The sequence below is a fragment of the Streptomyces sp. NPDC056061 genome (genome assembly GCF_042266885.1).
In the GTDB taxonomy this organism is placed as follows: Bacteria; Actinomycetota; Actinomycetes; order Streptomycetales; family Streptomycetaceae; genus Streptomyces.
Genome location: NZ_JBHJWQ010000051.1, coordinates 12,686 through 32,075, shown reverse-complemented (window position 1 = coordinate 32,075; position 19,390 = coordinate 12,686). Strand labels below are relative to the sequence as shown.

Here is a 19,390-nt window from a genome sequence, read left to right as displayed (position 1 = left end):
CGGATATTTCCTCGGGGCAGGCATCGTCTGGGCTCCTCTCATGAAACCCATCTGACCTGCTGTCACCTTTCCCCGCATCTCGGGGGAACCTCAACACACCATGAACACCACCGCCGCCACATCATCTGCCTGCTGTCCCAGCACCTCGTCGGCTGGAGCCCGCCCCGGTACCGCCGCACCCAGCACACCGCCACCCGCCTGGAACAATGGCGCACCTGATACGAACAGGAGCGCCTCGCGCTCCAGGACATCGCCGACCGCGAAGAAACAAGCCTCGCCACCATTCGACTCGCGCTCCTCAAGAACAGAGTCCGGCTACGCCCGGCCGGTTCCTACCCGGGTCGTCCAAGGAGAAGATGACGCCGGAGCCGTCCCGGCAGGGGAAGCACCCGGGTAGTCCACGAGCAGTTCCGAGTTGGACCGGGCCGGTGCCGAGCCCGTCAGTTCGGGGACAGCAGACCGTGCTCGCAGGCGAGTCGCACGACTGCGTCGGCGACGGCACCGATGGGGCGGCGGGCGTCGACCACCGTGGCCCCGAGCTCTTCCATGCGGGCCTGGAAGCCGGGTGCCCATTCGAGCAGATGCTCACGAGTGTCGTCCGTTCGGCCGTAGTCGTTGCCGCGAGTCGGGTCCTTCAGGCGCCGCAGGATCGTCGCAGTATCGACCTTCAGGAGAACTGTCAGCTCGAAGCAGTCGATGAAATCGGCGCTGTTCTGAGCGCTCCCACAGACAAACAGCGTGCCCGCCGCCTGGCCCAGAAGGGAGTCGAGCTCCTGGGAGTCCCAGCGCCAACGGTGGCCGGCCAGCCAGTCCCTGTCCGGACAGGGCGGGCACCACACCAGCCTTCCTGCCCTGTCCGTCCAGTGGCCCAGCGTCTCGTCGGAATCGACGGCCACCAGCCCACGGCAGGTCAGTTCAATAACCAGCGATGATTTCCCCGCACACGAAACCCCAAGCACCAGGACAGCGGCCATGAACAAACAATCCCATCGCAGCATCGCCTCCGCCCACCGTACTCAGGCCACCCACGCCGCGCAGTCGCCGCCTCCACCGCGGGAAGGACGGACAGGCAGGACGCCGGTGACCGGGAGAACCTCTGAACGGGCTTCCGGGTTGCCACTGCCCCTCCGTCTGCCTGCGGCCTGACCGGCCCCGCACGGGGTGCGCAAGGCCAGGAAATGCCGCGTTCGTGAGACTGAGCTGCCGCGCCACCGTCCTGAGACAGCGGAAGAACCGCTGGTCAGCGAGCACGGCCTGTGCCACGAGCGACGAGACCCTACACCCCCGATCGTGGTGGCGGCGCGGGGGCGACGCATCTTCGCCGCCCGGCCGAAGCCGCGGGGGGAAGCTGCCGAGACTGCGGCTACGCCTCGTCGGACTCGTGGGCGTGCTTGAGAGCCGTCCGGGCGTCGACCAGGTCGGGGCCGCTGAGCTCCTTCCAGTACGGGTGCGTGCTGATGGTCTCCGACAGGGTCAGGCACTCCTGGCGGAGCCGGTCGATGGCCGCCTTCTGCTCGTCCGTCCAGCCGGGCGACGGCGGCCGACCACCCGTGACCTCACTGGTATGCGGGTGCTCCTTCCCGGGCCAACCGTCGTGCGGCTCCGCCGTCCGTACGGGACCCTCCCGGCGGAAGTCCGGCACCGGGAAGACTGTGGCGGTGAGCTCCGTACACCACCGGGCACTCGGCCCCGGCACCGACCGCCCCGTGCCCGAGCCCCCCGCCCGGGACCCCAGGACCCTGACCGCTACGGAAGGCGCTGTCACGTTGTTGAGGGTGTGAAGGTCTGGCGGTGTGTCGGGGGTGGTGGGGCCGGGTTCCGGCTCGGTGCTCAGGCCGCGGCAGGCAGGCCGGCGACGCCGGTGACCTGGTCCCAGATGGCGAAGCGGGTAATCATCTCGGTGCGGTAGTGGGCGGCGGTCATCACGTGGCGGCGTGGTCGGAAGTGGGGTGAGATGCCGCTGAACACGGCCAGGAACTGCTGGGCTCCGCCGACGGAGCGGAAGCCTTTCATGGCGCGTTCTCGCTGCCGGATGGGCTGGTGGCTGTTCTCGGCCCAGTTGTTGAGGCCTTTGTGGGAGCGGTGTTCCACGGAGGGCATGACCTCGCGGTGGGCTGCCCCGTAGGAACGGAGCTCGTCGGTGACCACCACCCGCGGCACCGAGCAGGTCGTCTTCAGCAGGCGGCGGAAGAAGCGCCGGGCCGCGGCCTTGTCCCGCCGATTCTGGAGAAGGATGTCGAGCACGTTGTCGTCGGCGTCGACGGCCCGCCACAGGTACTTCAGCTCGCCGTTGATCTTGATGAAGACCTCGTCCAGGTGCCATTTGGCACCGTGCCGGGGCCGCTTCCGGCGCAGGCCGTTGGCGTAGGCCTGCCCGAACTTCGCGCACCAGCACCGGACGGTCTCGTGGGAGACGATCACGTCGCACTCGAGCATCAGCTCCTCGACTTCGCGGAAGCTGAGCGGGAAGCGGAAGTACAGCCACACGCAGTGGGAGATGACCCCCACCGGGTACCGGTGCCCCTTGTACGACGGCGGCGCGGACGACACGAGCGAATCCTCCCCGGCACGATCAACCACAAGATAATCCCAGACCGGTCAGCCAACGTGACAACGCCTCCGCGAGCGCTGGCACAAACCGGCGGTCAGACCGACGGCCCTGCGGCCATTGCTCGGACGTTCTGTTCGGCCCAGATGGTCTTGCCGTGCAAGGTGGGGCGAGTACCCCAGTGTCCGGTGAGTTGGGCGACTAGGAGGAGGCCGCGGCCGTTCTCGTCGAAGGCCCGGGCGCGGCGCATGTGGGGGGCGGTGCTGCTGGCGTCGGAGACTTCGCAGATGAGGGTGTGGTCGTGGAACAGCAGCCTCAGCTGGATGGGAGGGTGTCCGTAGCGGATGGCGTTGGTGACGAGTTCGCTGACCACCAGCTCGGTGGTGAAGACGGCCTCGTCCAGTCCCCAGGCGGCCAGCTGGTCCGCGGCGTGCTGCCGGGCCGAGGCGACGGCGGAGGGCTCGGCGGGGATGTCCCAGCCGGCGACCTGGCCCGGTCCCAGGGCACGGGTACGGGCGAGGAGCAGGGCGATGTCGTCGTCGGACTGGGGCGGCAGCAGCGCGTCGAGCACGGTGTCGCAGACCTCGTCCAGCGAAGGAGCCGTCCGGGAGACGGCTGCACGCAGGGTGTCGATCCGTTCGTCGATGTCGTGGTTGCGGGACTCGACGAGGCCGTCGGTGTAGAAGGCGAGGAGGCTGCCTTCGGGCAGTTCGACCTCGGCGGTCTCGAACGGCAGGCTGCCCAGGCCCAGTGGCGGGCCGATGGGCATCTCAGGGAGTTCCGCTGTGCCGCCCGGCGGTACGACGACGGGGATGGGGTGGCCCGCGCTGGACAGGGTGCACCGGCGCGAGACCGGATCGTAGACCGCGTACATGCAGGTGGCGCCGACGTCCCCAACGGTTTCGGCGTCGTCCTCCGCGCTCAGCCGGACGACGAGGTCGTCGAGGTGGGTGAGCAGTTCGTCGGGCGGCAGGTCGATGTCGGCCAGGGTCCGCACCGCGGTACGCAGCCGGCCCATGGTCACGGACGCATGGAGACCGTGGCCCACAACGTCTCCGACGACCAAGGCCACCCGGGCGCCGGAGAGCGGGATCACGTCGAACCAATCTCCGCCCACTCCGACCGAGCCCCCGGCAGGCAGGTAGCGGAAGGCGACATCGACAGCCGCGTGCTCGGGGGGCTCGCGCGGCAGCAGGCTGCGTTGCAGAGTGACGGAGGTCGTGCGCTCCCGTGTGAAGCGGCGCGCGTTGTCGATACAGACGGCCGCCCTCGCCGTGATCTCCTCGGCCAGCAGTATGTCGTCCTGCTCGAAGGGCTCCGGGTGCTGGTGGCGGCTGAAGAATGCCACACCGAGCGTGATGCCGCGGGCACGAATCGGCGCGACCATCACCGAGTGCACCCCTCGTTCGCGCATCATCGCCGCCCACGCGGGGTCATGGGCGGCCCACCGGGCCATGAGCGGGTCGGTCGTGTCGTACGCGGAGGGCCGGCCCGTGGAAAGGCACTGGGCCGGAGGTGAGAAATCCGGGTAGGTGACCATGTACTCCCTCCGTGCCAGGGCTTTGACAGCCCCGGCGCATTGCACGGCGGTGCGGCGCATGCTGACAGGGCCGGTCAGCGGGCCCGGGCGCGGCTCGTCGCCGCCGTGGAGGAACGAGAGCAGGTCGACCGTCGCGCAGTCCGCGAGCCGGGGAACGGCCACGTCGGCCAGCTCCTGGGCGGTGCGGGCCACGTCCAGGGTCCTGCCGATGCGGGTGCCGGCCTCATTGATCAACAGCAGCCGCTGCCGGGCCCAGTACCGCTTGGTCATGTCACGCGCGGTGAAACACACCCCGTTCATCCGATGGGAGCTGTCCACCACTGGGGCGACGCAGATCGACCAGGCGTGCTCACGGCTCTCTCCTGGTACGCGCAGGTAGTTTTCCAGATAGACCCGTCGGCCGGTCTCCAGCACACGGCGCATGGCACTCTCGTTCTTCTCCGCGTCCGGGTGCGGAACGATCTCCGACAGGCGCAGCCCGCGCATCTCGTCGTCTGTCATGGCGACCGCGCGCTCCATCTCCGCGTTCGCACGCACCGACCGCAAGTCGGTGTCGTAGATCGCCAGAATGTACGGGGACTGGACGAACACCTGCTCCAACAGCACGTGCTGCCCGAGGGTGCACGCCTCGCGCGCCGGGGCGCAGACCACGAACCACTCGACAGCCCCGCCGTCCGTCATTCCGCGGTGCGCGAGCAGCCCCACCTCGACGCGGCCACCGTCGCGGTGCCGCAGCGCCACCCTTCCGTTCCAGCCGGACCTGTCTGCGTTCCGGCCGGGCCCGTCGGCTCCGCACCGCTGAACCGCACCGCTGACGTCCTCCGCCAGCAGCCCCGCCGCAGGTCGCCCCACGACCTCGTCGGACCGGTAACCGAGCAGGAGCAGAGCACCCTCGCTCCACCCCGTCACGATGCCGCGATCATCGACCGTGGCGGTAGCGGTGAAGACGCCGCCGAGATCATCGGGCTTATCGCCGGGGGTGGCGGAGGGACGATTCATCGAGGCTCAACCCCTCTCGACGAGACCGCGGTACGGCAGAGCGACCGGTCGCCGAGCACCTCTCCGCCCCGGACCGGCAGCGCGAAACCTGTGCTCGCCCGTTGTCTTCTCCGGCGAGTGAGGTCGGCCGAGGGCCGGGCGGACTCGCCACACGAAACCAGCATATTGCTCCGACGGCCGGGCCGAAGGGTCGGCATGGTGCGATCGAAGTCGGCAGGGTGCGTTCAAAGGATGCGCCAGGCCGCAAGGTAGCCCGGTGGTCGGCAGGGCGGTGCGCGGGCGTGGTGGGACCTGGGGGGGGCAGGAGCGGTGGATCAGGTGGCGAGACCGATGTCGTCGAGGACGCGTGGTTCGTAGAGGGTGCCGGTTCGGATCATCGCGTGGATGTCGTTCGCGCGTTGCCGGGCCAGGCGGAGGATCGCCTGGGTGTGGGTCCTGCCGCGTGCCCTCTGAGAGCGGACAGCGCAAGATGGCTCTGTCGCGACTTCCGTGATCCTGTCTTGTTGATCTTCAACGGGCGAGGAGTACGCGTTTCCTGAGGAGGTCGTGCTTCGCGCGGCCGAACATCTGCCGCTTCAGCATCTTGATGCGGTTGACGTGGCCTTCGACAGCGCCGGAGTTCCAGTGCAGGGTGAGGCCGGCCATGACCGCGTCCCATCCTTGCGGAGTCCGGAGGCGAACCCTCGCAGCTCAGGGTGCTGGCTCTGCTCCGCGTCATGGGTCCACTGCTCGCGTTTCTCCTGGCCCTGGCGGTGGACGAGGATCTCGGCGAAGGGCATTGTCACGTCGGCTGACCGGCCTGAGATGATCTGATGGTTGATCGTGCCGGGAGGGGTTCGCTCGTGTCGTCCGCGCCGCCGTCGTACAAGGGGCACCGGTACCCGGTAGAGATCATCTCCCGCTGCGTGTGGCTGTACTTCCGCTTCCCGCTCAGCTTCCGGGAGGTCGAGGAGCTGATGCTCGGACGCGGTGTGCTCGTCTCTCACGAGACGGTCCGCCGCTGGTGCTCGAAGTTCGGGCAGGCCTATGCCAACTCCCTGCGCCGGAGGCGGCCCCGTCCCGGGGCCAAATGGCACCTGGACGAGGTCTTCGTGAAGATCAACGGTGAGCTGAAGTACTTATGGCGGGCCGTCGACGCCGACGGCAACGTGCTCGACATCCTGGTCCAGGGCCGCAGGGACAAGGCCTCAGCCCGGCGCTTCTTCCGCGAGCTGCTCAGGAATACCTGCTCGGTGCCGCGGGTGATCATCACCGACAAGCTCCGCTCCTACGGCGCGGCCCACCGCGAGGTCATGCCCTCCGTCGAGCACCGTTCCCACAAGGGCCTGAACAATCGGGCCGAGAACAGTCATCAGCCCACCCGGCAGCGCGAACGCGCCATGAAAGGCTTCCGCAGCGTCGGCGGAGCCCAGCAGTTCCTGGCCGCGTTCAGCGGTATCTCACCCACTTCAGACCCCGCCGCACCTGATGACCGCCGCCCCTACCGCACCGAGATGACCACCCGCTTCGCCATCTGGGACCAGATCACCGGCGTCGCCGGCCTGCCTGCCTGCCTGCCTGCCTGCCTGCCTGCCGCGGCCTGGAACCCGGCCCCACCACACCCGACACACCGTCAGGCACGCACACACTCAACATCGTGACAGCGCCCTACGGGGCCTCCGCCCCATCCCACGGCCCTCAGCCGGCAACGGACCTGCCCACCCCCGAACTGGATGCCCGGCAGGGACCCGGCTTCGCAGTTACGGAGCGTCAGCCACTGGTTCGCTCTCGCTACACCTTCTGACCTTGCCGAACGAGCCCGCACCGTCTGGTAGTTCCGGCACGCCTCGCTGTCGTCGGGGCCGCTTGCCATCCTCCCCGCCGTTCCCCGGATCGGACTGCCCCCAGGCTTCTATCAGGCCGCTGCGACGGCCCGACGGACGTGGTCTCTCACCACCTCTCGATCTACATCGCGCCTTGTGGCGCACAGCTGGGCCGCGAAAAAAGCCGAGGCCGTCTGCAGAACCTCGTTCGCCCGCTTGAGCTGCGCGTTCTCCTTCCGCAAGGCGGCCAGCTCCTCCCGCTCGGCGGTGGTGAGCATGTCGTCGCGTTCGCCGGCGTCGGCCTCGGCCTGGCGGATCCAGTTACGCAGGGCCTCGTGCTGCACCCCGAGTTCCTCGGCCATGCGGCGGATCACGGGCTTCGGCTCGGCGGTCCGGTACATCCGCACCGCCCGCTCACGCAACTCCAGCGGGTACTTCCTCGGCGCAGGCATCGTCTGGGCTCCTCTCATGAAACCCATCTGACCCTCTGTCACCCATCCCCGCATCTCGGGGGAACCTCAATGTGCACCGGCTCGGCACCACACTCCAGGCGTACGGGGAGGCCAAGCACACTGCGGACCGCAATGGACCTGTCCCACCGGCCGACGCGGGAACAAGCAGCTCAAACGCGCCTTCTTCCTCGCCGCGTTCGCCTCCCTCGCCGCCCCGGCCTCCCGTACCTACTACGACCGCAAACGCGCCCAGGGCAAAACCCACACCCAAGCTCTCCTCTGCCTCGCCCGACGCCGCATCGACGTGCTGTTCGCCATGCTCCGCGACGGCACCTTTTACGAATCACGACCCGCAGCGGCCACCTGACCTGGAACGCAAGGCCGGTGAGCCTCTGCGGGGGAGGACTTCTGCACGCGCGGGCATGCGGAACGCAACGTCCGGCGGATCTACCTAGCAACCTTCTGACCTTCTGATCCCCGCTCATCTCCCCCGTCGGCCGGAACCCGAGCCCCAGATAAAACCCCCTCGGGGCCGTCCTCGCCCGGGTGCCAGGTGGTGGTCAGGCGGGTGCCGCCACGGCGGCTGATTTCAGCGGCCACGGACTCGACCGCGAAGCGGCCATGGCCGCGGCCCTGTTCACCGGCCGCGATGTTAAGCCGCCACAGGCCCGAGCGGATGTCGGTGCCTCTGCCGTCGCCTGCGAGGTCGATGTCGAGGAAGGCCATGAGGAAGCCGACGGGTCGGTCGCCGTCGAAGATGATGCGGGGCCAAGCCACGCCTGGGTGCACGTACGCCTCGGCGAGGGACTTCACGACCGGCGCGGCCAGGTGCTCCTGGTCAGGGCGAACCTTCAGGCCGATCGCGACATCGAAGTTGGCGGCAGTGACCTTTGCCAGTCGGAGCGTAGTCGTCATGCGGGAACCGCAAGCCAGCGGATCAAGTGATTTTCCCAGTGCCGCACACCCCCTGCAGATGGCGACACCGCCACACTCCCCTCGGCTCCACGCCGTGGTCCACGAAGCGCGCCTTTGGGCCGAACGCCCCGACCCGACACTTGACGAAAGAGATAGGGGCACCCCCCGCGCCCGTACCTGGACCGCACCCGTGCGCAGTGCACAGGCCCCGGTTACCTGACCACGAAATGCCCAGGTGTCCGGAACCACCGAAAGCATGAGCGGCCCCCGATACGGAAGGAGCAATGAACGATGGCCGACGTGTACTGGACGGCAGAAGCGGAGTGCGGTGACTGCGGATGGGTCGGAGACGCACAGTTCGAGGCCAGGACATCGACGAAGTCCTGGCACAGCTCCAGGCCGCCGGAGTCGAACAGGGTGCCGCCGCGTCCGGGCCGACGGGCGGCACCACCGTATAGACGCGGCACCCACCCGATGGCGTCCACTCAGCGGTTTCCGTCCGCCTTCGGCCGGTGACGTCCACTCCCCCTGTCACCAGGCGAGGGTGCCGGCTTCGCGTCAGAAGTTTCCTGGACCGCCTTCAGTTCCGCCCCGGCGGCGAGTTCGCCCGCGGATTGACGTGGAGAAAAGAACAGGCACGAACCAAGCGACATGGAGTTCTCCACGCTCAGTGATCATCGGGGTATCCGTGCCTGCTGTGCGGATCATGCCTGCTGGAACCCATCCGGGCCGAACTCCGTGTCGTGATCGACGGTGTCCGTTCCCTTCACGGCGAGGACTCCGTCCACGCGGCGGGGAACGCCGAGAGGGTTGTCGTCCCGCAGCTCGGGCGGGAGCAGCCGTTGCGGGGTGTCCTGGTAGGCGATTGGGCGTAGGAACCGCTGGACGGCGGAGGCGCCGACCGAGGTGTGCGCGGAGTCGGTGGCCGCCGGGTACGGTCCCGAATGGTTCATCGCCCAGCTCACCGCGACCCCGGTCGGATAACCGTCGCACACCACCCGCCCGGTGCGGCGGGTGACGACATCGATCACACGACGCGGGAGATCCTCCTCCCCTTCTCCCGTCAGCAGCGTCGCGGTGAGACTGCCGGGGAGACGGCCGAGAAGGGCGAGGAGCTCCTCCTCCGTGGCGTACTCCACCAGCACGGTCACCGGGCCGAAGCACTCCTCGGTCAGCACCTCGCCGAACATCGCGCCAGGCACCCTCAGCACGGTGGGCGTCGCCCTGCCGTCGAGGTCGCGCGGCTCCTCGGCTCCGGCCAGTACCTGGACGCCCGGCTGCGCGGCGAGTTCCCGCACGCCTTCGGCATACGCCGCCAGGATGTTCCTGGTGAGGAGTGTGCCGGCCGGTGCGTCGGCGGCGCGTGCGGCGAGCGCCTCCTGCAGCGCCGTCCCGTGTTCGTCGGCCGGTACGAAGGCGAGTCCCGGTTTGGTGCAGAACTGGCCCATCCCGAGTGTGAAGGAACCCAGCAGCCCTTCGGCGATCGATGCTCCGCGTTCCGCGGCCGCGGCCGGGGTGACGACCAGTGGGTTGACGCTGCCGAGCTCTCCGAAGAACGGGATGGGTTCCGGGCGGGCGGCGGCCAGGTCGAACAGCGCCCGCCCACCGCGCACCGAGCCGGTGAAGGCGACGGCCGTGACGCGCGGGTCGGTGACCAGCGCCACTCCGGAGGCCTGCCCGTGCACCAGGCTCACCGCGTCTGGAACCCCGGCGCGGGCAGCGGCCCTGCTCAGCGCGCCATACGTCGCCAGCGAGGTCGCCGGGTGGGCCGGATGCGCCTTCACCACGACGGGGCAGCCGGCTGCCAGCGCGGAGGCGGTGTCGCCTCCCGGAACGCTGAAGGCGAGCGGGAAGTTGCTGGCGCCGAAAACGGCGACCGGGCCGCGCGGGACCATCATCCGCCGCAGGTCCGGGCGCGGCGGTACGGCCGCCGGGTCTGGGTGGTCGATCACGACCCCGAGGTGGCTTCCTTCGATGACGACGTCGGCGAGGAACCTGAGTTGGGCACAGGTGCGGGCGAGCTCCCCGGTGAGCCGGGGCCAGCCCAGCGCACTCTCCCGGTCGGCGAGCGCGAGGATCGTCTCGCCGTCCTTCTCCAGCTCGGCGGCCATGTCGCGCAGCAGCGCCGCCCGGCCCGCGACTCCCAGGGCGGCCAGCGCCGATACGGCCGACTCGGCGGCCGCGCAGCGCGCCGCCACCTCGGCCGGCGTGGACTCGGCGCCGACCACCTCGACGGTCTCTCCGGTGCGCGGGTCGACGGAGACGATGTCCGGGGTGGCGTGGTTCGTCGCAGCGTTCATCGCAGCGTTCCTTCCAGGGACTCCAGCATGGGCGCAAGGCCGCGGACCACGCGGTTGGTCAGGGTTCCGATCTCGCCGATCTCGATCTCCACGACGTCTCCTGCGACGAGCGTGAAGGGAAGGTCCGGCACCAGGCAGGTGCCGGTCGCCAGCACGGCGCCGTCCGGGAAGACGTCGGCGGCGAACAGGTGTCCGGCCAGGTCGTCGAGCCGCCTGTTCAGCTGCCCGGTGTCGGTCTCACCGGACCAGGCGACGGCGCCGTCGCGACGGATGCTCATGCGGATCGGCAGTGCGTAGGGGTCGGCGACCTCCCACACCGGGCGGATGGCCGGGCCGACCGCGCAGCCACCGAGATAGATCTTGGCCTGGGGAAGGTACAGCGGGTTCTCGCCCTCGATGGTGCGTGAGCTCATGTCGTCGCAGATCGTGTACCCGACGATCTTGCCGTGCGTGTTGAGCACCAGGGCAAGCTCGGGCTCGGGCACGTCGACCGTGGAGTCGGCCCGCACCGCGACCGTGCCGCCGTCGCCGACTACCCGCCAGGCGGTGGACTTGAAGAAAAGTTCGGGCCGTGGCGCTTCGTACACGCGCTCGTAGACATCCGCGGCGGCGGCGCTCTCGGCCATCCGCGCCTGGCGGGAACGACGGTAGGTGACGCCGGCAGCCCACACCTCCATCCGGCCTTCGACCGGCGCGAGCGGTTCGGCTGGGCCGTCCGAGGGTTCGGTCAGGGCCCGCTCGACGAGTTCACGCAGGTCGGCCAGGCTCAGGCGCAACAGCTCGGCCAGCGGCAGCGGCAGCGGACGGACCAGGCCGTCGTCCGCCCGCACCCCCGCCCGGATCTCGCCGTCTCTCGCGTAGCGCACGATATGTGTCATCGGTCAGCTCCTTGGAATGGGGTGGCGGGGCGGCCGGTGGTTCCGGGTCCGACTGCGAAGATCGACCCGGCCAGCGGCTGGGCGGCCAGCTCGCCGGGGGTGAGCCGGTGGGCGGCGGAGGTCACGTACAGCACGTCACCGCCGGGGCCGCCGAAAGCGCAGCTGGTCACCTGGGTGACGGGGAGGCGGACGATCCGGTCCAGGACGCCGTTGGGGGTGTAGCGGCGGACTGTTCCGCCGCCCCACAGCGCCACCCACAGGCAACCGTCGTCGTCGACCGTCATGCCGTCCGGCATTCCCTCGGCGGGGTCAATGGTCACGACCACGCGATGCGAACGCGGCTCGCCCGTCGCGGAGTCGAAGTCGTAGGCGTTGACCCGCTGGGTTCCGCTGTCGATGTGATACATCACGGTCCCGTCGGGGCTCCATCCCAGACCGTTGGACAGCGTGACCCCGGTCAGGACGCGAGCGACGCTCCTGCCGTCATAGCGGTAGAGGGCGGCGGCGCCGGGCTCGGCCTCGTACGGCATGGTGCCCGCCCAGAGCCGCCCGGACGGGTCGCACTTGGCATCGTTCATCCGGTTGCCCGGACGGTCGCCCTCCACCTCGGCGACCATGCGGACGTCGCCGGCGGGCGACAGCATCGCCAGCCCGTCGCGTACCGCGAGGATCAGGCCGTCGTCGCCCGCGGGCACCGCGGCGCCGACATGCGCGCCCACGTCCACGACCTGGTCCACGCCGCCGACTGGGTCGAACGTGTGGACCGCGCATCCGGTGACGTCCACCCAGACGAGCCTTTGCCGGACCGCGTCCCAGGCCGGCCCCTCCCCCACGTCCGCGTTGCTCCGCAGCACGAGTTCGCCGTCGAGTTCGCTGACCATCAGACCTCCTCCTGGCCGCGCGGATCGATCGCGACCTTCACGACACCCTGATCGGGTACGGCGAGCAGCGCGGGCACCTCGTCCAGCGACGCCACGCGCACCGGTACGAGGGCCGGGTCGATCACCCCGGACGCGAGCAGCCGTACTCCGGCGGTGACATCCTCGTCCCACAGGTGCGCCGCCGTACCGACCAGGTGCTTCTCCTTGAGCACCACGTCGGCGAGCGGCACCGCGGCGTCCCGGCCGGAGAACCCGACGATCACCACGGTGCCCCGGGCCCGGCAGTGCCGGATCGCTTCCGGCAGCAGGGCGGGCAGGCCGGTGCACTCGAACACGACGTCCGCACCCCTGCCCTCGGTCAGACGGTCGATCGCGGCGTCCGTCTCCTCCGGCCGGACCGCCACAGCTCCGGCATGGCGAGCCGCCTCTCGGCGGAAATCCGCGGTCTCGCTCGTCACGACCTGGATCCCGGCGGCCACCGCCACCCGGGTCAGCAGCAGTCCGATGGCGCCCGCGCCGAGCACCAGCGCGGTGCCGCCGGTCACGTCACCGGCCTTGCGCAGCGCGCGTACCGCGACGGCGGCGGGCTCGGCGAGCACCGCCATCCGCGGCGGGACGTGGTCGGGAACGGGGACGCAGGTGGCCGCGTCGGCGACCATGTACTCGGCCAGCCCTCCGTCGAGGTTGAGGCCGCGTACCGCCTGCCGCGCGCAAACCCCCTCCTGGTGCCTGCGGCACCACCAGCACGTGCCGCAGCCGAGCACGACATCGGGGATGACGCGGGTGCCGACGGGCAGTCGGCTCGCGTCGGTTCCCGGACCGTGCCCGGCGATGACGCCGACCACCTCGTGTCCGAGCGCCAACGGCGCCTGGGTGCCGGTCAGCGGGTGGGGCCTCTCCACATCGATGGCGAGCGGTCCCTCCCGGTACTCCTCCACATCGGTGCCGCAGATTCCGCACAGCTCGACGCGGACCAGCACCTCCCCGGCCGCCGGAACGGGGTCGGGCATCTCCTCCACGCGCACGTCCCGGCGCGCGTGCCAGCGGGCCGCTCTCACAGCCGGGACACCCGCCGTTCCACGTCGTCCCGCTCGGCGACCCCGTCGCGCAGGGTGACCCCGTGCCCGGGAGCCCGGCCCGGCCGCACCTGCCCGTCCTGGATCTCAGGCAGGCCGGTGACCAGCTCGTCGTACCAGGTACGCAGGAACGCCCTGACCGTCTCCTGTATGAGCCCGTTCGGCTGGCTGCACGCAAAGTGCACGCAGCTGGCCAGGGTGGCCGGGCCGGTGCAGTCGTGCGGGGCGACGGGCACGCCGTAGGCGTCGGCCAGCGACGCGACCTTGCGCGCCTCGGTCAGCCCGCCGGTCCACTGGACGTCCAGGGTCAGGATGTCGACGCCGCCGGAGTCGAGCAGCGGCTTGAAGCCGCGCCGTCCGACGCAGGTCTCTCCCGTGGCGATCGGCACGCCGTCGACCTTGGCCAGTTTGCCGAACGCGTCGGCCGCGTCGGAGCGCAGCGGGTCCTCCACCCAGTACGGCCGGTACGGCGCGAGTGCCGAGATGATCTTTTCGGCGGCGGGCCTGTTCCACAGGCCGTGCAGCTCGATCATCAGCTTCATGTCCAGGCCGACCTCGTCGCGGACCGCGGCGACCGTCGCGAGAGCCCGGTCCAGCTCGGCCGGGGAGATGTCGGTGCCGCCGGTCCGCTCGGCGGCGGTGTCGAAGGGCCAGATCTTCATGCCTCCGATGCCCTCGTCCCACAACTCGCGGGCCAGCCGCGCGGGCTCGTGGAGGAAGGCGTGCAGGTCCTCGTAGCGCTCGGCAGTACTCACCCCCCAGTTGCCGGACTCCTGCCGGGTGGACGTGCCGACGTAACCGGGTCCGGCGCACGTGTTGTAGATGCCGATCCCGTCATGTACGGCTCCGCCGAGCAGGTCGACCAGCGGCAGCCCCGAGGCGTGCCCCAGCAGATCCCACAGAGCGATGTCGATCGCACCGTTGCCGCGCGTCTCGGCCCCCGATCCCTGGAATCCGACGTAGGTGGCCAGCGCTCGCGCGGCCCGCTCCGGCGTGGGATCAATCATCCCGACCAGGACCGGAGCGACGCTCTCATGCAGGTAGGCCTCCACCGTACGGGCGCCGAAGAACGCCTCGCCCAGGCCGACCAGTCCGGAATCGGTGTGCAGACGGACGAACAGCAGGTTGGGCTGAATGGCCGGACGGATTGTCTCAAGAGCAGTGATCTTCATCCAGATCTTCCAAAAGTCGCTGAACTGCGGGGGACACGGGACGCGTGGGCGTACGGGTCAGGCGAAACGGGCCTCACGCGCGGCGACCGCGTCGACATTGGCGGCGTTGACGACCTCCGCGCCGGTGTCGTACGTCCTGGCCGGGTAGCCGGGGTCGAACTCCTCGGCGAGCAGGGCCGCGGCGATCCAGCCCTGCGCGTACGGGTTCTGCCCCAGGGAGAAATCGATCGACTTGTCCTTGACCCCGTCCAGGACCGGCTGGATCAGGTCGAAGCCTCCGACCGCGAACTTGCCGACGAGGTTCTTGCTCTTCGCCCAGGTGGCCACGTACTGGTGGTCGAAGGCCGCCATCGCCCAGCCGACGATCTTGTCCTTCTTCGAGGCGTACTTGGCGTCGATGGCGGCGACGGCCTTGGACTCGTCGGTGCTGGTGATGAGGACCTCGGTGGTGAAGGAGGTGCCGTTCTCCTTGTTGTACGCCTCGATCCCCTGCTTGATCCCCCGGATGCGCTGTTCGAGGGCGGTGCTGCCGGGCGCGAAGTTGCCACACACGATGACGCCTTCGGACTTGCCGGTGCGCTTCCTGGCGCACCTGGCGATCTCGCGGCCGCACGCGTCACCCGCGTTGACGAAGTTCTGGCCGACGAAGCCGACGCCGAGCTTCTCGTAGCCGTCGCTGGCCACGTTGGACAGGATGACCTTCACCCCGGAGGAGGTCGCTCGCTTGATGTTGGCGTCGAAGGAGGTCTCGTCGATCCGGGTGAAGATCACACCATCGGGCTTGGCGCTCAGCGCGCTGGCTTGGAGCTCGACGGTCTTCTGAGTGTCCGGCGCGGGCGGGCCGATGAACTGGGTCTCCCATCCCATGGTCGCGCCGAAGTCCTCGAAGCCGCGCTGCACCGGAGCGAAGAAGGGGTTCTTGTCGTGTACGACGAAGATCACCTTCTTGCCCTTCTGCGGGCCGTCGGCGGCGCGGCCTCTGGACGAGGTGGCGGCGGACGGTTCCTTCTCGCTGCTGCACGCGGCGAGAAGGACGCCGGCGGAGGCCAGGGAGCCGCTGAGCAGCAGGTTCCTGCGCGACATCGCGCTGTTCGTTGCCATGTTCTCTCCTGTTCGGATGGGGGTCAGGCGTTCAGGCCGTGTGCCGAACGCTTGGCGACGAGCTGGTTGAGCATGACTGCCCCCAGGATCAGCAGGCCGGTGGCGACCTGCTGCCAGTTGCCGTCCACGCCGAAGAGGACGAGTGCGTTGGTGATCACACCGGTGATCACCGCGCCGAGGAAGGTGCCGAGGACGCTGCCCGTACCGCCGGCCAGACCGGCGCCGCCCACGACGACTGCGGCGATGACGCTGAGCTCGAAGCCGTTGCCGGTGAGGGGGTTGGCGCTGCCGAGCCAGCCGACCAGGATGACCGAGGCCAGGCCGGTCAGCCCTCCGGTGAGGGCGAAGCACATGACCTTGACCCGGTCACTGGCGATGCCCGCCCCGGCTGCGGCGGACGGGTTGCCGCCCACGCTGTAGACGTCGTAGCCGAACTTGGTCCTGGCCATGACGAAGGCTCCGACGGCGACCACGGCGGCCATCCACAGCGTCTGCGCGGCGAGGTTGGGCAGCGGGCTGCCCGCGAACAGATGGGTGAACGCCTCGTTGCGCGAGCCACGGATCGGCACGCCGTCGGACAGCAGCAGTGCGGCGCCGCGCAGTGCCGCCAACGCGGCCAGCGTGACCACGAACGAGGGAATCTTGAACCGGGTGGTGATCAGGCCGTTGATCCCACCGATCACCACACCGGTGAGGATGGCCAACGGGGCCGCGGTCCCGACGGGCACGCCCACCTTCGTCACCAGCCAGGCCAGCTCGACCGCGAGGAGTCCGTGCAGCGATCCCACTGACAGGTCGATCTCGCCGACGACGATCAGGAAGGTCATGCCGGTGGCGACGATGCCGAGGATGGCGATCTGCTGGGCAACGGACAGCAGGTTGTCGGCGGCGAGGAAGCCGTCGGCTCCCACGGCGCAGACCAGAAAGATCACCACGGTCGCGGCCAGCACGCCGAACTCCCTGGCGCCGAGCAGCCTGCTTGCCAGGCTTCCACCGGAGTCGTCCACCCGGTAGGCGATCGCGATCTGCTGTTGGATGGTCATGCGAGTTCTCCGGAGGTGTGAGGGGCACCGTCGTGCGCAGCCGCCGGCGCGTTGCCGAGGATGAGTCCGACGACCTCGGCCGCCGTGGTGGCCGCGACATCGCGCATGCCCGACACCAAACCGCCGCGCATCACCACGACCCGGTCGGCGACCTCCAGGACGTGGTCGACGTTGTGCGAGACGACGACGACGGCCTTGCCCTGTTCCCGCAGGTCACGGATCAGCGAGAGCACGTTCTGCTGCTGCTCGGGTCCGAGCGCCGCGGTCGGCTCGTCCAGCAGTACGAGCTCACCGCCCTGGTGCACGGCGCGGGCGATGGCGATGCACTGGCGCTGCCCTCCGGACAGCCCGGCCACAGGCATCCGTACGGACGGAATGCGGATGCGCAGGGTGGTGAGCACTTCTCGCGCTTCGGCCCGCATCCTGCGGGTGTCGACCAGGCCGAACCTGCGCGGCTCCTGTCCGAGGAACACGTTGGCAGCGACGCTCCGCTGGTCGACCAGGCCGAGATTCTGGTAGACGACCGCGATGCCGCAGGCCGCCGCATCACGAGGGCTGCGGAAGACTTGCGGGCGGCCGGCCATCCGGATCTCTCCTTCGTCGGGCCGGTACGCACCGCAGATCACCTTCATCAGCGTCGACTTGCCGGCGCCGTTGTCGCCCATGAGGCCGACCACCTCGCCGGGTTCGACGCTGAAGTCGACGCCGCGGAGGGCCTCGACCCCGCCGAAGCGTTTGCGTACGCCTACGGCCTCGAACAGTGGCATGCTCTCTCCCTTCCGAAACCCTGATTTGGCATGACTGGTAAGACCAGTCATGCCAAGTGAGATTTCCGCCTCGAAGGGCGATTCGTCAACCCTTTCGCACATCTCGAATCAGCAACGGCCGCTCAGGCCGAGACAGTGGAGCTCACACAGGTATGGTGTTCTGGTCTTACCGGCCTAACCACACCTGAGGAGGTCTCCATGTCGGACCTGGAGGGAAGAAACGCACTGGTCACGGGCGGTGCCGGCGACATCGGCGCCGCCATAGCCGCCGAGCTGACCCGCCGGGGCGCCCATGTCACGCTGCTCGACGTCAAGTCCCCGGACGAGGCACAGGAATGGATCACTACGGCCTCCGCATACGGCGAGGTGAGCTACGTGCGAGCCGACGTACGAGATCGGTCGGCTCTGGACTCGGCGCTGGAGCGACTCGGCAGGCTGGATATCGCGATCGCCAACGCGGGCGTCGTCGAATCCGCCCCCTTCCTGGAGATCACCGCCGAGCAGTGGGAGCGCCACCTGGACATCAACCTCACCGGCACTTTCCACACAGCCCAGACCTCCGCCCGACGCATGGTCGCCCAGGGCGGCGGGGGCCGCATAGTCTTGACCGGGTCCTGGGTGGGCACGGTCCCCTGGCCGGAGATCGCGGCCTACAGCGCGTCCAAGGCAGGGGTGGCGATGCTGGCCCGTTCGATGGCCAAGGAGTTGGCGCCGCACGGCATCCTGGTCAACGCTCTCGCGCCCGGGATCGTGGCCGCAGGCCTGGCCAAGTGGCAGTTCGAGAACGAGCCGGCCTACGCCGCGCGGGCGAGCACGGCGATCCCCCTCAGGGCGCCGCAGACCGCGCAGCAGGTAGCCAAGGCAGCGGCCTTCCTGTGTTCGCCGGACTCCGACTACATCACCGGTACGACACTGCTGGCCGACGGTGGCTGTTCGTTGTTCAACCAGGAATGATCGATTTTACCGAAGGGCATCGGCCCCTCGATCTTGAAGGTAGCGTGGCAGGGATGATAGCTAGCGAAGACACCTCCGCACGCGATAGACGCCCCCCGACCAAGGAGGCCGTGGCCAGGAGACTCGAGCTGGAACTCCTGTCCGGACAACACCCGGCCGGATCGAAGCTGGAGTCGGAACGGGTGCTCTCCCAGCGGTTCGGCGTGAGCCGCCCGATGATCAGGGAGGTGCTCCGGGGGCTGGAGCAGCAGGGCATCATCGAGGTCGTCCCGGGGCGGGGCAGCTTCGTCCGCGACGTGCGGATCACCGACGCGGTCCGCCCGCTCGACGCGCTTTACCGGCAGCGCAAGCCGACCTCGCGTGACGTGATCAGCGCCCGGATGATGCTTGAGCGCGAGACCGCCACACTCGCCGCCCAGCACGCCACCCCCGAGGACCTGCGCCTCATCGAGGAGATGCTGCTGCGCTTCGACGAGGCCCGCGACCTGGTCTCCCGAGCCAGAGCCGATGTCGCCTTCCACGCCGCGGTCGCGGCGGCGTCGCGCAACCCGGTGATCGAGGCCATGTTCGGCTCGATCGCCACGCTCACCTTCGAGCTCATGCTCCGCAGCCTGGGCGATCCTTCGGTCTCCCGCGAGGGCGTGCCGTACCACCGGGAGATCCTCGACGCGATCACGGCCCGCGACCCGAAAGCCGCGAGCGACGCCATGACCGCCCACCTCGAGGTGGCCCTGCGTACCTATGGTGACGACCTCGACCAGAGCCTCGACCTGGTCGCCCAACGTAAGGTAGAGCAGCTCATGGACCTGTCTGCGGACTGACCTGCATCCGAACACACTCCGTCTGTCCACGATCGTTCAGGTTCGTGTTCGTCGACACCGTTGCATTAGGGATCTTGAGTCGTTGGCAACCCTGTCTGAGCAGCGAACGGGGCTCTGGGAGATCAGCTTGTACCGAGCAAG

The 19,390-nt window shown here is 69.3% G+C and carries 18 protein-coding genes and 3 pseudogenes; 5 read left to right on the top strand and 16 right to left on the bottom strand.

Translation table 11 applies throughout. The features are described 5' to 3' along the window. A partial coding sequence (locus ACFC79_RS36485) for a hypothetical protein (protein ID WP_376249334.1) occupies window positions 1–219 on the top strand: 219 nt, incomplete at its 5' end. 221 nt (window positions 220–440) lie between these two features. On the opposite strand, the gene ACFC79_RS36480 is transcribed toward ACFC79_RS36485, so the two are convergent. The 6 genes and pseudogenes from ACFC79_RS36480 to ACFC79_RS36455 form a co-directional block, all read right to left on the bottom strand. Next, complete coding sequence (locus ACFC79_RS36480; protein WP_376249332.1) at window positions 441–974, bottom strand: hypothetical protein; 534 nt, start codon at window positions 972–974, stop codon at window positions 441–443. Window positions 975–1,363: 389 nt separating this feature from the next. After that, complete coding sequence (locus tag ACFC79_RS36475) at window positions 1,364–1,642, bottom strand: hypothetical protein (protein ID WP_376249331.1); 279 nt, start codon at window positions 1,640–1,642, stop codon at window positions 1,364–1,366. A 188-nt stretch (window positions 1,643–1,830) separates the two neighbouring features. Further along, window positions 1,831–2,550, bottom strand: a complete 720-nt coding sequence (locus tag ACFC79_RS36470) for an IS6 family transposase (protein WP_376249329.1) — start codon at window positions 2,548–2,550, stop codon at window positions 1,831–1,833. Window positions 2,551–2,645: 95 nt separating this feature from the next. Further along, window positions 2,646–5,087, bottom strand: a complete 2,442-nt coding sequence (locus ACFC79_RS36465) for a SpoIIE family protein phosphatase (RefSeq protein WP_376249327.1) — start codon at window positions 5,085–5,087, stop codon at window positions 2,646–2,648. Window positions 5,088–5,401: 314 nt separating this feature from the next. Next, a pseudogene (locus ACFC79_RS36460) lies at window positions 5,402–5,536 on the bottom strand (IS110 family transposase); the annotation flags it as partial. 61 nt (window positions 5,537–5,597) lie between these two features. Beyond that, entirely contained in the window at window positions 5,598–5,732 is a 135-nt protein-coding gene (locus ACFC79_RS36455) for a hypothetical protein (protein ID WP_376249337.1), read from the bottom strand. A 197-nt stretch (window positions 5,733–5,929) separates the two neighbouring features. Here ACFC79_RS36455 and ACFC79_RS36450 point away from each other — a divergent pair, with 197 nt between their 5' ends. After that, on the top strand, window positions 5,930–6,727 hold the full coding sequence (locus ACFC79_RS36450) for an IS6 family transposase (RefSeq protein WP_376249325.1): 798 nt from the start codon (window positions 5,930–5,932) through the stop codon (window positions 6,725–6,727). 254 nt (window positions 6,728–6,981) lie between these two features. On the opposite strand, the gene ACFC79_RS36445 is transcribed toward ACFC79_RS36450, so the two are convergent. Next, window positions 6,982–7,341 carry a transposase gene (locus tag ACFC79_RS36445; RefSeq protein ID WP_376249324.1) on the bottom strand — a complete coding sequence of 120 codons (360 nt, stop codon included), beginning with the start codon at window positions 7,339–7,341 and terminating at the stop codon, window positions 6,982–6,984. Window positions 7,342–7,492: 151 nt separating this feature from the next. Between ACFC79_RS36445 and ACFC79_RS36440 the strand changes: the two are divergent. Next, window positions 7,493–7,708: pseudogene (locus tag ACFC79_RS36440) on the top strand (IS110 family transposase); the annotation flags it as partial. A 97-nt stretch (window positions 7,709–7,805) separates the two neighbouring features. On the opposite strand, the pseudogene ACFC79_RS36435 reads toward ACFC79_RS36440, so the two are convergent. From ACFC79_RS36435 to ACFC79_RS36395, 9 genes and pseudogenes are all read right to left on the bottom strand, one after another. Then, a pseudogene (locus tag ACFC79_RS36435) lies at window positions 7,806–8,256 on the bottom strand (GNAT family N-acetyltransferase); the annotation flags it as partial. A gap of 704 nt (window positions 8,257–8,960) precedes the next feature. Further along, complete coding sequence (locus ACFC79_RS36430) at window positions 8,961–10,556, bottom strand: aldehyde dehydrogenase (NADP(+)) (RefSeq protein WP_376249323.1); 1,596 nt, start codon at window positions 10,554–10,556, stop codon at window positions 8,961–8,963. Beyond that, window positions 10,553–11,434, bottom strand: coding sequence for a fumarylacetoacetate hydrolase family protein (locus tag ACFC79_RS36425; RefSeq protein ID WP_376249321.1), 882 nt, complete (start codon window positions 11,432–11,434; stop codon window positions 10,553–10,555). Before ACFC79_RS36425 ends, ACFC79_RS36430 begins: the two co-directional genes overlap by 4 nt. Beyond that, entirely contained in the window at window positions 11,431–12,315 is an 885-nt protein-coding gene (locus ACFC79_RS36420; RefSeq protein ID WP_376249319.1) for an SMP-30/gluconolactonase/LRE family protein, read from the bottom strand. The genes ACFC79_RS36425 and ACFC79_RS36420 overlap by 4 nt, the downstream gene beginning before the upstream one ends. Further along, the gene (locus ACFC79_RS36415; RefSeq protein ID WP_376249336.1) at window positions 12,315–13,325 is read right to left on the bottom strand and encodes an alcohol dehydrogenase catalytic domain-containing protein; all 1,011 of its coding nucleotides are present in this window, start codon (window positions 13,323–13,325) and stop codon (window positions 12,315–12,317) included. The genes ACFC79_RS36420 and ACFC79_RS36415 overlap by 1 nt, the downstream gene beginning before the upstream one ends. Before the next feature lie 44 nt (window positions 13,326–13,369). Then, window positions 13,370–14,563, bottom strand: a complete 1,194-nt coding sequence (locus ACFC79_RS36410; protein WP_376249317.1) for a mandelate racemase/muconate lactonizing enzyme family protein — start codon at window positions 14,561–14,563, stop codon at window positions 13,370–13,372. 57 nt (window positions 14,564–14,620) lie between these two features. Beyond that, complete coding sequence (locus ACFC79_RS36405; protein WP_376249315.1) at window positions 14,621–15,664, bottom strand: substrate-binding domain-containing protein; 1,044 nt, start codon at window positions 15,662–15,664, stop codon at window positions 14,621–14,623. A 23-nt stretch (window positions 15,665–15,687) separates the two neighbouring features. Continuing rightward, window positions 15,688–16,707 (bottom strand): ABC transporter permease, encoded by a 1,020-nt coding sequence (locus ACFC79_RS36400; RefSeq protein ID WP_376249314.1) that lies wholly within the window; start codon window positions 16,705–16,707, stop codon window positions 15,688–15,690. Further along, complete coding sequence (locus ACFC79_RS36395) at window positions 16,704–17,474, bottom strand: ATP-binding cassette domain-containing protein (RefSeq protein WP_376249312.1); 771 nt, start codon at window positions 17,472–17,474, stop codon at window positions 16,704–16,706. Before ACFC79_RS36395 ends, ACFC79_RS36400 begins: the two co-directional genes overlap by 4 nt. A 198-nt stretch (window positions 17,475–17,672) precedes the next feature. Between ACFC79_RS36395 and ACFC79_RS36390 the strand changes: the two genes are divergently transcribed. Continuing rightward, window positions 17,673–18,428 (top strand): SDR family NAD(P)-dependent oxidoreductase, encoded by a 756-nt coding sequence (locus tag ACFC79_RS36390; protein ID WP_376249310.1) that lies wholly within the window; start codon window positions 17,673–17,675, stop codon window positions 18,426–18,428. Between the two features lie 110 nt (window positions 18,429–18,538). Then, window positions 18,539–19,249: a FadR/GntR family transcriptional regulator gene (locus ACFC79_RS36385; protein WP_376249308.1), complete on the top strand. Its 711-nt coding sequence runs from the start codon at window positions 18,539–18,541 to the stop codon at window positions 19,247–19,249. The last annotated feature ends 141 nt before the right edge of the window (window positions 19,250–19,390 follow it).

What these genes read in the sequence shown, in the direction of transcription:
- ACFC79_RS36395 (WP_376249312.1), bottom strand. Translation starts at nt 17,474, where the DNA reads ATGCCACTGTTCGAGGCCGTAGGCGTACGCAAACGCTTCGGCGGGGTC.
- ACFC79_RS36410 (WP_376249317.1), bottom strand. Translation starts at nt 14,563, where the DNA reads ATGAAGATCACTGCTCTTGAGACAATCCGTCCGGCCATTCAGCCCAAC.
- ACFC79_RS36455 (WP_376249337.1), bottom strand. Translation starts at nt 5,732, where the DNA reads ATGGCCGGCCTCACCCTGCACTGGAACTCCGGCGCTGTCGAAGGCCAC.
- ACFC79_RS36420 (WP_376249319.1), bottom strand. Translation starts at nt 12,315, where the DNA reads ATGGTCAGCGAACTCGACGGCGAACTCGTGCTGCGGAGCAACGCGGAC.
- ACFC79_RS36480 (WP_376249332.1), bottom strand. Translation starts at nt 974, where the DNA reads ATGGCCGCTGTCCTGGTGCTTGGGGTTTCGTGTGCGGGGAAATCATCG.
- ACFC79_RS36390 (WP_376249310.1), top strand. Translation starts at nt 17,673, where the DNA reads ATGTCGGACCTGGAGGGAAGAAACGCACTGGTCACGGGCGGTGCCGGC.
- ACFC79_RS36425 (WP_376249321.1), bottom strand. Translation starts at nt 11,434, where the DNA reads ATGACACATATCGTGCGCTACGCGAGAGACGGCGAGATCCGGGCGGGG.
- ACFC79_RS36405 (WP_376249315.1), bottom strand. Translation starts at nt 15,664, where the DNA reads ATGGCAACGAACAGCGCGATGTCGCGCAGGAACCTGCTGCTCAGCGGC.
- ACFC79_RS36400 (WP_376249314.1), bottom strand. Translation starts at nt 16,707, where the DNA reads ATGACCATCCAACAGCAGATCGCGATCGCCTACCGGGTGGACGACTCC.
- ACFC79_RS36465 (WP_376249327.1), bottom strand. Translation starts at nt 5,087, where the DNA reads ATGAATCGTCCCTCCGCCACCCCCGGCGATAAGCCCGATGATCTCGGC.
- ACFC79_RS36445 (WP_376249324.1), bottom strand. Translation starts at nt 7,341, where the DNA reads ATGCCTGCGCCGAGGAAGTACCCGCTGGAGTTGCGTGAGCGGGCGGTG.
- ACFC79_RS36415 (WP_376249336.1), bottom strand. Translation starts at nt 13,325, where the DNA reads ATGCCCGACCCCGTTCCGGCGGCCGGGGAGGTGCTGGTCCGCGTCGAG.
- ACFC79_RS36430 (WP_376249323.1), bottom strand. Translation starts at nt 10,556, where the DNA reads ATGAACGCTGCGACGAACCACGCCACCCCGGACATCGTCTCCGTCGAC.